Below are 14,345 nucleotides of genomic sequence, written 5' to 3' on the forward strand. Positions count from 1 at the left end.
GGATAACCTGTGAGGCCTTTGTGCCTTGGTGTTCGAAACGGGTCATGCGTGGGGGTTTCCGACCTTAAAGAAGGCGGAACCTCGTGGAGGAACATTGATGTATCGCAGCGAAGATCACCGCACCTTTGCCGCTCCCAGCGAGAACGGCATGGAGTCCCCGGGCGAGCAAACGGCATCGGATGTGTGGACGCGCGTCAAGCGGCGTCTCCGGGCCGAACTGGGGGAGGATATCTTCGCGAGCTGGTTCGGGCGCCTGGAGCTGGATTCGGTGATCGAGGGCTGCGCCTATCTCACCGTTCCCACCCGCTTTCTGAAAAGCTGGATCGAGTCCCATTACGCCGACCGGGTGCTGGCGGTCTACCGCTCCGAGGCCGGCGACGTGGTGCGTGTCTCCATCGGCGTGCGCAACACGCTCGGACGTGATCCTGCGGCCCAGCGCCGGGTCAGCGAAGCTCCCCGTCCGGCTCCGACCGCATCCATGGCGATGCCGAGCCTGACGGGAGAAATTAAGGCGCCCTCCCTGACCGCCCCCCAGGAGGAGCGCGGCGAGAACGGTGATCTCGGCGGAGCCCCACTCGATTCCCGCCTCACCTTTGAAAGCTTCATCGTTGGCCGCTCCAACGCGCTCGCCCATGCGGCCGCCGACCGGGTTGCGCATGCGCAGAACGGCCAAGCCATCTACAACCCGCTTTACCTCCATGCGGGGGTGGGCCTCGGCAAGACACATCTCCTCCATGCCATCGGCCATGAGGTGCGGGCGCAGGGCCGGCGCGTCATCTATCTGACGGCCGACCGTTTCATGTACGGCTTCGTCGCCTCCCTGAAGGCGCAGACGTCGCTGGCCTTCAAGGAACGCCTTCGCGGCATCGACCTACTCATCATCGACGACGTGCAGTTCATTCAAGGAAAGCAGATCCAGCAGGAATTCGGGCACACGCTGAACGCCCTCATCGATGCGGGCCGCCAGATCGTGATCGCCGCCGACCGGCCGCCGGCGGATCTCGAAAACCTCGACGAGCGCGTGCGCTCGCGCCTCGCAGGCGGCCTTGTGGTCGAGGTCAGCGCTCTCGACGAGGCGCTGCGCACCTCCATCCTCACCACCCGGGTCGACGCCCTGAAGACGATCCATCCCACCTTCGAGGTCGGCCCGAACGTGATCGCCTACGTGGCCCGCGCCATTACGGCCAACGGACGCGACCTTGAGGGTGCCGTGAACCGCCTGCTCGCCCATGCGACTCTCACCGGCTCCGCCATCACGCTGGAAACCGCCGAGACCGCGATCCGCGACTTGGTGCGCAACCGGGAACCCAAACGGGTGAAGATCGAGGACATCCAGAAGCTGGTGGCCTCCCGCTACAACGTCTCCCGCTCCGACATTCTCTCGGAGCGCCGCACCGCCGCCGTGGTGCGTCCGCGCCAGATCGCCATGTACCTGTCCAAGGTGCTGACGCTGCGTTCGCTGCCCGAGATCGGCCGCCGCTTCGGAGGGCGCGACCACACCACCGTGCTCCATGCAGTGCGCAAGATCGAGAAGGCCCTGGGCGAAGACCATGCCCTCTCCGACGAAGTCGAACTCCTCAAACGGATGCTGCAGGAATAGGCCTTCGGGATCGCGCCGCCGCGGGCGGACAGGGCCGGGCATCGCCCGGCCTTGCTTTCTCAGGCGACAGAAGCCAACATTGCTGCCCTGCTTGTCCCGTTCGAAGCTCGTCCTTCGCGGGAATGAGCCAAGAATTTCACCGAAACCAGGTGCTAGGTTATGAGAGTTACCGTTGAGCGCGCCGCTCTGCTGAAGGCGCTGGGGCATGTGCACCGCGTCGTCGAGCGCCGCAACACCATTCCGATCCTGTCCAACGTCCTGCTGCGCGCGGACGAGGGATCGCTCCGCCTCAAGGCCACCGACCTCGACATCGAGGTCACGGAGACGATTCCGGCCGAGATCACGGAGGCCGGCTCGACCACGGTTCCGGCCTACATGATCTACGACATCGTGCGCAAGCTCTCCGACGGCGCCCAGGTCTCGCTCGAAATGACCCCCGATATGGGCCAGATGCAGATCCGCTCCGGCCGCTCGCGCTTCATGCTGCAGGCCCTGCCGGAAAGCGATTTCCCGGATCTCGCCGCCGGCGACCTGCCGCACCGCTTCACGCTGGCCGCCGCCGATCTCAAGCGCCTGATCGAGAAGACGCAGTTCGCGATCTCCACGGAGGAGACGCGCTATTACCTCAACGGGATCTATCTCCATACGCTCGATGCGGGCGGCTCCGTCGTCATGCGGGCGGTCGCCACGGACGGCCACCGCCTCGCCCGGGTCGAGATCCCGGCTCCCACGGGTTCGGAAGGGATGCCAGGGGTGATCGTGCCGCGCAAGGCCGTGGCCGAGATCGTGAAGCTCGTGGAGGACGGCTCCGAGACCATCACGGTCGAGTTGTCCTCCGCCAAGGTGCGCCTGACCTTCGACGGCGTGGTGCTGACCTCCAAGCTGATCGACGGCACCTTCCCCGACTACCAGCGCGTCATTCCGGCCGGGAACGACAAGGTCCTCGTGGTCGAGCGCGCCGATTTCTCCAAGGCCGTCGATCGCGTCTCCACCATCTCGTCCGAGCGCGGACGCGCCGTGAAGCTCGCGCTCAACGACGGTCGGCTGACGCTCACGGTCAACAACCCGGATTCGGGCAGCGCCACGGAGGAGATCGAGGTCGATTACGATGCAACCCCGATCGATATCGGCTTCAATGCCCGCTATCTCCTCGACATCACGGCCCAGCTCGACGGCGACACCGCCCTGTTCAAGCTCGCGGATCCCGGTTCCCCGACCATCGTCCAGGACCGGGAGGGCGCGTCGGCGCTCTACGTCCTGATGCCGATGCGGGTGTAAATTACCGGGGGTCGTCAACCCGGACGGACCCCGGTGACGATCAAGAATTGGTTCGGAATTAACCTCCACGTCATCACCGGCACAGGGCCGGTGATCTCGCGTTCATAGGGCGCGACACCATTCCGATCGGGATAGCCGGGCCACGGAGCGGCACATGCAAGGTGCGGCACAACGATCCTGATCCGCTAGGACCGTGCCGACGCTTGATCTTTCGCGTCCGCTCCTGAATGAAAGGGGCGCATGTCCTCCTCGCCCGTTGCCGCTTCCCGAATCGCCCGCTTGATCCTCCAGGATTTCCGCACCTATGCGAGCCTGGATCTCACCGTCTCGCGCCCGCTCGTGGCGCTCGTGGGAGAGAACGGCGCCGGCAAGACCAACGTGCTGGAGGCGATCTCGCTTTTCATGCCCGGCCGGGGCCTGAGGCGCGCCGAGCTCGGCGAGATGGCGCGCAACGAGGGGCCCGGTTCGTTCGCCATTTCCGTGACCCTCGACGCCCCCTACGGCGAGCATCGCCTCGGCACGGGAATCGAGCACCAGCACGAAGGCTCCCGCGCCTCGCGGATCTGTCGCATCGACGGCATGCCCGCCTCCTCGCCGACAGCCTTCGCCGAGTATCTGCGCATCGTCTGGCTCACGCCCGACCTCGATGCTCTGTTCCGTGGCCCCGCCGGTGACCGTCGGCGCTTTCTCGACCGTCTCGTGCTCGCGGTCGACGCGGAGCACGGCACGCGGGTGAACGCGCTGGAGCGGGCGCTCCGCTCGCGCAACCGGGTGCTCGAGGACAATCCGGACGACCGCCTGTGGCTCGATGCGCTCGAGCGCGAGGTGGCGGAACTCGCCATCGCGGTCGTCGCCGCCCGCCGCGAAACCGTGGAGCGGCTGGCGAGCCTCATCCTCGAAACCCGCGAGGAGGAATCCCCCTTCCCCTTCGCCACGATGGGGCTGGAGGGCGAACTCGATGCGCTCGTGACGACCCTGCCGGCAGTCGATGCCGAGGACCGCTATCGGGCGATCCTGCGCGACCACCGCCACCGCGATCGGGCGGCCGGGCGCACCCTTGTCGGACCCCAGGCCTCGGATCTTCTCGTGCGCCACGGACCCAAGGACATCCCGGCGAACACGGCCTCCACCGGCGAGCAGAAGGCATTGCTGATCGGTCTCGTGCTCGCCCATGCCCGACTCGTGGCCAGCATGAGCGGAATCGCCCCCTTCGTGCTTCTCGACGAGGTCGCGGCCCATCTCGATCCTCGCCGCCGGGCCGGCCTGTACGACGCGCTCGAATCCCTCGGGGGCCAGGTCTGGATGACAGGGGCGGATCCGGGCCTGTTCGCCGGGTTGGAGGGACGGGCCGACCTGCTGCAGGTGTCAGCCGGCGTGATCGGACCCATCACAACTCCTTGATGGCGCTCGGGGCCGTTCCGCCTTATGCTGGCCGCAACATTGTCTCTTCGGGCGTCACGACCATGGACCTCGCTGGCCTGCTGCTTTTCTCCTCCGCCCTCTTCATCGCCGCGGCGTCGCCGGGACCGGGCATCGCGGCCATCGTCGGACGTGTCTTGGGCCGCGGGCCCAAGGAGGCCGTGGCCTTCAGCATCGGGGTGGCCCTCGGCGACGTGGTCTGGCTGACCTGCGCGATCCTCGGCCTTGCCGCCCTGGCCCAGGCCTTCCACGAGGTGTTCCTGGTCATCAAATATGCCGGCGCCGCCTATCTGCTCTACATCGCCTACAGGATCTGGACAGCGCCGGCGCTCCCCAAGAACGTGCAGGCGGACAGGCGGGCCGAGCACCCGGCCAAGCTCCTCCTCGGCGGGCTCGCCCTCACCCTGGGGAACCCCAAGACGATCGTCTTCTACCTCGCGCTCCTGCCCACAATCCTCGATCTGACCCGGATCACGCTGCTGGGTTATGCGGAGCTGGTGGCTGCCACCCTGACCGTCCTGGGCGTGGTCTTCGGCACCTATATCGTGCTCGCCGCCCGCGCCCGTCAGCTCTTCACCACCCCGCGGGCGATCCGGATCCTCAACCGCAGCACGGGCGCCCTGCTGGCCGGCGCGGCAGCCGCCGTCGCAGCACGGTGAAGGCCCGGTCGACCTGAGGCAATGAACCGCCCCTGAAACGGCCCGATTCGGCAGTTTTTGGTGGATTTTTCCGCGCCATGACGCGCGCGCGTAGGCGCGTGGGGGTGAAATTTCAACTATTCATCCCTAAATAACTGATCTGACGAATCAAAACCCTGGCGCGCCTGTCCCTTTCCTGCGCGTCTTGAAGGATCCCACATGGCCGAACCTGCTATCAACGTGAATGCCGATGCCTATGGCGCGGAATCGATCAAGGTGCTCAAGGGCCTTGATGCGGTGCGCAAGCGGCCGGGCATGTATATCGGCGATACCGATGACGGCTCGGGCCTGCACCACATGGTCTATGAGGTGGTGGACAACGCTATCGACGAGGCGCTCGCCGGTCACGCAACGGAAGTCACCGTCACGCTCAATGCGGAGGGCTCGGTGACCGTCACCGACAACGGCCGCGGCATCCCCACCGACATCCATCCGGGCGAAGGCGTCTCGGCAGCCGAGGTCATCATGACCCAGCTCCATGCGGGCGGTAAGTTCGACCAGAATTCCTACAAGGTCTCGGGCGGTCTGCACGGGGTGGGCGTGTCGGTGGTGAACGCGCTCTCGACCTCGCTGAAGCTGCGCATCTACCGCAACGGCAAGGAACACTTCATGGAGTTCCACCACGGCGACGCGGTGGCGCCGCTCGCGGTCGTGGGAGATGCGCCCAACAAGCGCGGCACGGAAGTGACCTTCACGCCAAGCCCTGAAACCTTCACCATGGTGGAGTTCGATTACGCGACCCTCGAGCATCGCCTACGCGAGCTGGCCTTCCTTAATTCGGGCGTGCGCATCATCCTCACCGACAAGCGCCATGCGGAGCACAAGCGCGAGGAACTGATGTACGAAGGGGGCGTCGAGGCCTTCGTGCGCTATCTCGACCGCGCCAAGACTCCGCTGATCCAGCAGCCGGTCATGATCCGTTCCGAGAAGGACGGCATCGGCGTGGAGGTGGCGCTCTGGTGGAACGATTCGTATCACGAGAACGTGCTCTGCTTCACCAACAACATCCCGCAGCGCGATGGCGGCACGCACCTCGCGGGCTTCCGCGCGGCGCTGACGCGTCAGGTGAACGGCTACGCGGAATCCTCCGGCCTCACGAAAAAGGAAAAGGTCTCCCTCACCGGTGACGATTGCCGCGAGGGCCTGACCGCCGTCGTGTCCGTGAAGGTGCCCGATCCGAAGTTCTCGTCGCAGACGAAGGACAAGCTCGTCTCGTCCGAGGTGCGCCCTGCCGTCGAGAACGTCATGAACGAGGCGCTCAACAACTGGCTCGAGGAGCACCCGCAGGAGGCCCGCACCCTCGTCGGCAAGGTGGTGGAAGCGGCCGCGGCCCGCGAGGCCGCCCGCAAGGCGCGCGAACTCACCCGGCGCAAGGGAGCGCTCGATATTGCGTCACTCCCCGGCAAGCTCGCCGATTGCCAGGAGCGCGATCCGTCCAAGTGCGAGCTTCTCCTCGTCGAGGGCGATTCCGCCGGCGGCTCGGCCAAGCAGGGGCGCAACCGCGCCTTCCAGGCCGTACTGCCGCTGCGCGGAAAGATCCTCAACGTGGAGCGTGCACGCTTCGACAAGATGCTGTCCAGCCAGGAGATCGGCACGCTGATCACGGCGCTCGGCACCGGCATCGGCCGTGAGGAATTCAACCTGGACAAGCTGCGCTACCACCGCATCATCATCATGACGGATGCGGACGTGGACGGCTCGCACATTCGCACCCTGCTGCTCACGTTCTTCTTCCGGCAGATGCCGGAGCTGATCGACCGCGGTTATCTCTACATCGCTCAGCCGCCGCTCTACAAGGCGACCCGCGGCAAGTCCTCGATCTACCTGAAGGACGAGCGCGCGCTTGAAGACTACCTCATCGGCGAAGGCGTCGAGAGCGCCTCGCTGCAGCTCGAAACCGGCGTCGCTTTCCAGGGCGACCAGCTGAAGGGCCTGATCGACGAGGCCCGCCTCGTGCGGCAGGTGCTCAACAGTCTGCACACGCGCTATAACCGCAAGGCGGTGGAGCAGGCGGCGATCGCCGGCGCGCTCCGTCCCGATGTGGTCGAGGATCCCGACCGCGGACCCGCCGCTGCGGCCTATATCGCCCAACGTCTCGACGCGATCTCGGAGGAGCTCGAACGCGGCTGGTCCGGCGAGGTGCACGAGGGGGGGTACGTCTTTTCCCGCACCGTGCGCGGCGTGACGCAGACCGCGACCCTCGACCAGGCGCTGATCGCCAGCCAGGAGGCCAAGAAGCTCGACGAGCGCGCCACGACCCTGCAGGACGTCTATGCCAAGCCGGCGAGGCTCGTGCGCAAGAACGACGAGATGCAGATCGACGGTCCTCTCTCGCTGTTCAATGCAGTCCTTGCCGCCGGACGCAAGGGTCTGCAGCTCCAGCGCTACAAGGGCCTCGGCGAGATGACCGCCCAGCAGCTCTGGGAGACGACCCTCGACGCCGACGTGCGCTCGCTGCTGCAGGTGAAGGTTAAGGACACCACCGACGCGGACGACCTGTTCGTCAAGCTCATGGGCGACGTGGTCGAGCCGCGCCGCGAGTTCATTCAGGAGAATGCCCTCTCAGTGGCTAACCTGGACGTCTGATCGCTCTGGATGGTCCGACCATCAAGGAAGAAAAAACGGATACCAAAGGCTGCAAAGCTTTCAGCAGGTGTTTCGTCGAGAACCGAGGATTTTCCTTGGTGACCGATAGAACTGACGTCTAGCCATTCTCAGCCTCACGGTACTAACCGTGAGGCTTTTCTTTGTCGGGACGGTATTTCCACGAATCAAGCTCATGGGCGACATCGTTGGGCTCAAGGACGAGTCCACGAACAGTGTTAGATCAATGACATGTTGGTGACCAACGCACCCTTCGGAGAACTGGTATCACAGACGAAGCGGGTCCAGATCGTTTAACGACGACCGCCTCCACGACCTCCGAAACCTCCCCGTCCTCCGCCTCCGAAGCTGCCTCTCGGGGCAAAGCTGCGTTGAGGAGCGAAGGATGCTGGCGACCGGGAGAACTGCGCTTGCGGTGGCCGGAAGGCCTGTCGGCTTGCGATCTGGCGCTGGTTTCCAAGGTTCCGGGTCTGGGCGTCCCGCATCAGGTTCGAGGGCAGCTGCTGGCTGACCGATGGACGCGGTGCGGGCCTCTGAGTCACGGGACGGGGTTTCGCCGCAGGGCGCTGCTGCGCCGCCTGACGCTCCTTTGTCGCCGGACGTTGCTGAGCCGGGCGTTGCTGCGATGCAGGCCGTTCCTGGACCGCGGTCCGCTCCTGTCCTGGCGCGCGGGATCCGGCCGCCGGGCGCTGCTGGGCTTGGGGACGTTGCTGTGCCTGACGATCGCCGGTCGGACGTTGCGTCGCCCGCTCCTGCGCGCGCTCGCGGCTGGGGCCACCTTCGACGCGGTCGCGGCGGGTCTGCTCGCCACCGGAGGCCAAGCGCTGGCCAAGGGCGGCGCCTGCTGCACCGGCCGCGCCCGCTCCCGCGAGCTGCCCCAGGCGCTCCCCGGCACCCCGGTCCTGCAGCCGGTCCCTCCCTTCCGGCGAAAGGCCCTCCCGTCCTTCGCCCCGCTGGAGCAGATCTCCGCGTTCGGGCCGCTGCACATCCTGCCAGCCGCCGTCCCAGCGCTGCCATCCATCACCGCTGTTTCGGTAGACGTTGCCGTCCCGGCCCGCATAGATGTCGCCACGCCGACCCTCGCGGATGAAGCCTTGCCCGTCCGACGTGTTCCAGCGCAGCGCCGAGCCTCCGGTGACGGTGTCCCGCGCCGTCGCCCGCGCCCACTCGGATCCGCGTCTGACCCCGGCCGACTTCCATGCGCCATAGACGTTGCGGCCGCCGGCTATGAAACCGCCTGCATCCGTGCGCGGATTATAGGCTCCGACGAAGCCGGCCGAACCGCGCGGCCCCCAAGCTGCGCCGGCACGACCGTAAGTGCCGGTGGCCGGGTTCCAGGTCCGCGCTCCCGCAATGCCCCTGTACGGGCCATATCCATAGCCGTAGCGGCCGTACATTCCACGGACCGGATTGTAGTAGGCCGCGAGGCCCCAAGTGACGGGCCGTGGGTAGTAGATCGGATAGGCATAGCCTGGCCAGTTGTACCAGTACGGCGGGTAGTTCCACCCGGTGCCGTAGACGTAGGTGCCCCACGCCGGGTAGCCGTAGAGATAGCCCATGGTGTAGCCGTACCAAACTGCATCGGGCTCGGTGTCGTACACATGCACGTAGGTGGCATTGTAGATCGGCGAGGATGGCGGGATGGCATAGATGGCGTCAGGCACGGCACGGGCGAGCTGCCACGGGCCGCTCGGGCTATCGGACACGAACCAGACGCCGTCCTGGAGCAGGAAGTACTGCTCACCAACCCTGATCACCGTGTCGGTCGTGTTGGTTGCATAGGAAAGATTGGTTGTTTCGATGGGAGCGAATTGGGCGTCGCCCGCATAGGCGACCGTCGGCGTGATCGAGCCCGTCTCAACCCGGGCGGTGGTCGGGATGCTGGCCTTGAGGCGCGCCTCGGCGGCCTCCGAGGTGCCGGGCACGGACGCGCGCACGGCGTAATACGGCGCGTCCTCGGGAACGCTCTGGAAGTCAGTGGGCAGGTCGGGCGTGGCGAATGTCCACGGCCCCTCCAGTGCGGCCGCGCGGAACCAGCGTCCCGCCAGGAGCACGTACCATTGCTTGCCGGTCCTGTCGAAGAACACATCCGACTCTGTGTTGGAGGCCCACTGGAGCGAGGTCTTCGGCACGTCCTGGAGCGTGGGCTGCCCGGTGAACAGGAGCATCTCGGCGGGGGCATCGGTGGTGATGACCTTGGGCACCTTACCGTCTGCGTAGGGCTCCGGCGGAACGGCCGCGCGAGCATCGGCCCAGTTGCTGTCGTCCGGAAGGTCGCGCAGCAGCGTCGGCAACTCGGTGACGGCCGTCCATGAATCATTGATGGTGGGTGCGGTAAGCCAGTGCGTGTCGTCGCGCAGGTAGAGGGCTCCCCCTTCATCGATCCGGAAGAGGTCCCAGTTCGTGTTGACCACGAAGGAGAGGCCGGTCTTGCCCTTGACGGGCGCAAAGGCGGCCGCGCCGTTGGTCTGGAGCAGGATCGCCGGCGTCGTCGAGACGAGGATCCGCGGCGGATCGGCCTTGAGCCCGCTCACGTCGGTCATGCGCTTCTGCTCGGCGAGGCTGGCCGTCACGCGGGCCTCCGACACGGTGATTGGACCAGTCGGCAGGATCTTGCCTGTTTCCACAGCAAGCGCCTTCAGGTCGTCACGGCCGAGGCCGGAGAAGTTCAGCTCGGTGACGGTGACGTCGGAGATGACCACCTCGCCGGCATCCTCGTCGTATGAGGTCGCGCCTTTGAGCCCGATCACGCCGAAGACCGGATTGCCGTCCGCCGTTCTCAGGTATTGAGCCGCAACCAGCGCCTCGATGGTCTTGAAGTCGGTCCATTCGGTGAACTGCGGCTGAAACAGCACCATGCGCCCTTGGCCGACGTCGTAGGAGCGCGGCCAGGCATCGGGTTCCCGGCTCTCCTCCAGGTAGCGCCCGCTCACGAAGCCGCTTCGCCCATCGACTGTCACGGCGCACCAGCTGCCCGAGTCCTCGCAGTCGCCCATATCGACGGCGGTGCCTTCCGGGAGCGTCCGAATGGATGCGAAGTTGGTGCCGGGGCCGGAGCGGAAGTTGACATTGGAGGTGGTCACGCCTGGTGCGGCGAGCGCAGGCGCGGTGGCGATGATCGGAGCGAGTGCAAGCGCGATGACCTGGCGCATCAGAGGTGACTCCTGCATCGCCCGGCATCAGGACGTTCTCAGCGCCGGGAAGTCTCTACGGTTCAAGCCCTCCGACCGGACGCATCGAACGAGCCCCGGTCCGACGCAGTCCGTCACCGGGGATCACTGCACCGTGCTGAGGGCCCGGCCGTCTGGAACGCTACAGAAGCGACCGCCCACAAGGGGCGCCGAACTGGCCAAGGCGCAGGTTCGTCCCTGCGTCACGCTGGAGCCGCCACCGCGTTGGGCATCGGCCACGGCGCGATCAGGAGGATGCTTGCTGCGAGCAGACCCAGAGCCAAGAGGATCCTGTTCATCGACATCGCCTAGCCCAGCGCACCGCTCCGAACCGATCCGGTCGGGATCATGGAAATCCATTATGATCACGCCCCACAATCGTGCTTGACTGTTTGGGACAAGCGCTTGGCATTTGTGGCCAGAGAATTTCACCGGACTCCTGCCTGTGCCGACGGGACGCCCCTGACCGCTGCGTAGAGAAAGACTGTGGGATCCCACGTCACAAAACGCATTCTCTGAGCGCTTCGCGAGACACCTGCGGGGGGCGACCTCTCGACCTGGCCGATCTGCGCAAGAATGCTCACCCTTGCCGAAAGTGGGATCGGCAACGGAAGTCTGGCTCGATCAAAGAAGCCATTGGCCCATGACAGCAAGGCGGGTGAAGGCAATCCCCGCTAGAACGGATCCCGTCGGTCCGTAGGGGCAATCCCGGTGCCGAACCCGCCCACTCGCAAGGAGTGCCACCAAGAGCGCCATCGGGTGCGCGGGATTTCTTTCCATCACCAATTTATTCCCTCTGACTGTTTCACGCCGTCGATGCCGCGCTTCTACTTTGATCTTTCCCTGCGCGCATTTTTTCGACCGCGATGAGTTTGGCTCCGGGATCGAAAGCCTCGATGTGGAAGAGACCGGGGATAGGCGCAGTGCAGGCGAACTGACGCGGGATCGGCTGCTCCAGTCGCAGATTACAACTCCCGAGACCGTTCGGGTCGAGGTCAGGAATGAGTATCGAAAATCGGTCATCGTGGTGACTGTTTCCATCCACGTCGGGCGGGCTGGGCTGACACCGCCGCTCATCAGGTGAGGGGCGATCCCGTCTGTCCAGCAAGTCGGGCGTCATCAAACGGGTTGCTGGCTTATGACCGCAAGCCGGCGGGCTGTTGCCACCATTAACACGCCAGCAACATCGCCCAGTGCCATAAGAATCTCGGGAGACCTATGAAGACAACAGCAGAATATCACCAACACGCGGAGGAGTGTCGGCTTCTTGCCCGGCACTTGCCCGAAGGAGAGCAGCGTAATCAGCTTTTGGAGATGGCGAGAACCTGGGAAAGCCTCGCCGAGACCCGGAAGGCGTTGATCCGCCGTCATCCCGAACTCAATACGGAGAAGGCCTCAACCACGGCACAGTCTGAGGCGGAATAGCGGGCCCGCATGAAAGCAACGGACCTGCAAGAATGGGCAACCCGTCAATGAAGGGATCGCAAGCGGCGCATGGCATCCTGGACGAACGCGACGGCAGCAGCCAATTCGTCTTCGTCGAAGTCGTGGCACCCGATGCTGTCGATGACGGCACCGGTCCCCAATGCGCGAAGCTCCAGCCAGAACGGCGGCATTCCATCCTGATCGGCCCCGTAAGCCTCCGTCAGGCTGAACTCAAGATGGCCGATACGTGCAAGCATCACTGTCTGGGCTGCCGCTCCGTAGTCTGCCCCGACGGCGAGCTGGACGTAGGCCCGGATGAGCTTCTGCTCGATCCAGTCGGGGCACAACTCGGAATACGCGGCATGACCCGCGAGCACTGCACGCGACTGTGACATTCCACTCTCCATTGGGTTCACGACATCCAGCGGCCCAAATGGACACTTACAAGCTGTCTGCTGGGGCAGCTTTTCCCGCCTGGAATGTCGATGGCCGGCCTTATAGCCGAGACTGAGCTTCGATGGATTGCCCTCGTGGGACAAAGGCTTGTTGAATCGGGCCGCCGGTGTACGATCAGGGCGGCGGATTCTGCGAGGGGGCCCGTGTCATCATCCGTGAGAACCCATGGGGCGGTGCCGCCCAGCGCCGGTGGTGTCATGGCCCGCCTTGCGGTGGCCCACCTAATCACCGCGGGCGTTGATCCGGCTCTCCTCCTCCGGCAGGCGGGAATCGCGCTCGCGCAGATTGACGATACCGAGGCCGAGATCGCCGCCGACGCGCAGGTCACGCTCCTCAATCTGGCTGCAGATGCACTCCGGGATGACCTGCTCGGATTCCATCTCGCCCGGGAGTTCGAACTGCGGCAGGTCGGGCTGCTCTATTACGTGCTCGCCTCGTCCGAGGTGCTTGGCGATGCCTTGGCTCGGGTCGAACGCTACAGCACCATCGCCAATGAAAGTCTTGCGCTGAGCCGGCTCCCGGCGCGCGAGGTGGGAATCGGCTTCAGGTCTGTCGGCGTCCCACGGCGCGCCGACCGCCATCAGGTGGAGTTCTGGATCACGGCGCTCGTACGGGTCTGTCGGCATCTGACAGGCTGTGATCTCAAAGTGTCTCGAATCGCCATGGTCCATCCCCGCTGTGCTGCATCGACTGCCATCGAAGACTATCTCCAATGCTCAATAGCGTTCGGAGCCGGAGCGGACGAGATCGTGTTCGCATCCGATGCACCCCGGCTTCCGCTGATAAACGCGGACCCTTACCTGAACAAGGTTCTGGTTCGCCACTGCGAGGAGGCGCTGGCCCAGCGTGCGCGGACTGTCGGACGTCTCCAGGCTCGTGTTGAGAACGCCATCGCGCCATTGTTGCCGCATGGTCGAGCACGTGTGGACGAGGTCGCGCGGAGCCTCGGCATGAGCCGGCGGACGCTGGCGCGACATCTGGCGACGGAGGGCCTGACCTACACCGAAATCCTGGAAAGGACTCGGAGGGACATGGCCCAGCATTACCTCAAGGATCCGGACCTGCCGATCTCACGCATTGCCTGGTTGCTCGGCTATCAGGAAGCCGGTGCCTTCACGAACTCCTTCAGGCGTTGGACGGGCGTCACCCCGACCCGGATGCGTACTCGCCATCAGAGCGATGTAACGGGAGGCCGACAGTGACCGGTGAGCGGGCTATATGACAGTCGGAGTAGGGTCGAGCCTGTCATGTGAAAGGCCCAATCGCGGGCATCTCAGTAAATGTCTGCGAACACTGGTCGCCTGCCTCCTTTTCGTCTGAGACCTGGTCCGCTCAGAACGCATCAACACGATCATCGTCGGCGTCCGGGTCGTCGAATCCGAATTCATGGCAGCTCAGTCCCAGCCGAGTGGCCCGAATGTGGAAGAGAAAGAGACGCATGCGGCCTCTCCGTCTCCGTTCAAGCGCAAGACCATGCTCGTCGGCTGAGGTTGGATCAGAACGGAGGTTCATGGAAAGGCCGGTCATGGCGCCCGGAGTTCCAGATGCAGAGGAAACGGGATCGGCTCCTGCCTTGAGATTGCCTGACTCGACATGTCAGCTCACTTTAGAATGATCATAATCGTACGGTCGGGGACATGCGGGCACCACTTCTCAGGCGGGCGAACGGTCGACCATGTCCTGGTCGCTGGTTTC

Annotated in this window: 9 protein-coding genes; 7 read left to right on the forward strand and 2 right to left on the reverse strand. The window is 65.0% G+C overall.

Features of this window, described 5'->3' with window-relative positions:
- The first annotated feature begins 148 nt into the window (after positions 1 to 148).
- The 5 genes from dnaA (at position 149) to gyrB (ending at position 7,581) form a co-directional block, all read left to right on the forward strand.
- Positions 149 to 1,600 (forward strand): chromosomal replication initiator protein DnaA, encoded by a 1,452-nt coding sequence (gene dnaA, locus KBI52_RS09795; RefSeq protein WP_247654301.1) that lies wholly within the window; start codon positions 149 to 151, stop codon positions 1,598 to 1,600.
- 159 nt (positions 1,601 to 1,759) lie between these two features.
- Positions 1,760 to 2,878: a DNA polymerase III subunit beta gene (gene dnaN, locus KBI52_RS09800; RefSeq protein WP_173945664.1), complete on the forward strand. Its 1,119-nt coding sequence runs from the start codon at positions 1,760 to 1,762 to the stop codon at positions 2,876 to 2,878.
- Between the two features lie 240 nt (positions 2,879 to 3,118).
- Positions 3,119 to 4,279, forward strand: a complete 1,161-nt coding sequence (recF, locus tag KBI52_RS09805; protein ID WP_173945665.1) for a DNA replication/repair protein RecF — start codon at positions 3,119 to 3,121, stop codon at positions 4,277 to 4,279.
- Between the two features lie 62 nt (positions 4,280 to 4,341).
- Entirely contained in the window at positions 4,342 to 4,956 is a 615-nt protein-coding gene (locus KBI52_RS09810) for a LysE family translocator (RefSeq protein WP_210807047.1), read from the forward strand.
- A gap of 198 nt (positions 4,957 to 5,154) precedes the next feature.
- Positions 5,155 to 7,581, forward strand: a complete 2,427-nt coding sequence (gene gyrB / locus KBI52_RS09815) for a DNA topoisomerase (ATP-hydrolyzing) subunit B (RefSeq protein ID WP_210807049.1) — start codon at positions 5,155 to 5,157, stop codon at positions 7,579 to 7,581.
- A 311-nt stretch (positions 7,582 to 7,892) separates the two neighbouring features.
- Here the strand turns inward: gyrB and KBI52_RS09820 are convergent, their stop codons facing one another.
- The gene (locus KBI52_RS09820) at positions 7,893 to 10,751 is read right to left on the reverse strand and encodes an SH3 domain-containing protein (protein WP_247654300.1); all 2,859 of its coding nucleotides are present in this window, start codon (positions 10,749 to 10,751) and stop codon (positions 7,893 to 7,895) included.
- A 1,236-nt stretch (positions 10,752 to 11,987) separates the two neighbouring features.
- Here KBI52_RS09820 and KBI52_RS09825 point away from each other — a divergent pair.
- Positions 11,988 to 12,194, forward strand: a complete 207-nt coding sequence (locus tag KBI52_RS09825) for a hypothetical protein (protein ID WP_173945668.1) — start codon at positions 11,988 to 11,990, stop codon at positions 12,192 to 12,194.
- A 44-nt stretch (positions 12,195 to 12,238) separates the two neighbouring features.
- Here the strand turns inward: KBI52_RS09825 and KBI52_RS09830 are convergent, their stop codons facing one another.
- On the reverse strand, positions 12,239 to 12,589 hold the full coding sequence (locus tag KBI52_RS09830; protein ID WP_210807052.1) for a hypothetical protein: 351 nt from the start codon (positions 12,587 to 12,589) through the stop codon (positions 12,239 to 12,241).
- Between the two features lie 204 nt (positions 12,590 to 12,793).
- Here KBI52_RS09830 and KBI52_RS09835 point away from each other — a divergent pair, with 204 nt between their 5' ends.
- Complete coding sequence (locus KBI52_RS09835; protein WP_262266264.1) at positions 12,794 to 13,852, forward strand: AraC family transcriptional regulator; 1,059 nt, start codon at positions 12,794 to 12,796, stop codon at positions 13,850 to 13,852.
- Positions 13,853 to 14,345 lie beyond the last annotated feature (493 nt).

This window comes from Microvirga sp. HBU67558 (assembly GCF_018069605.1).
In the GTDB taxonomy this organism is placed as follows: domain Bacteria; phylum Pseudomonadota; class Alphaproteobacteria; order Rhizobiales; family Beijerinckiaceae; genus Microvirga; species Microvirga terrae.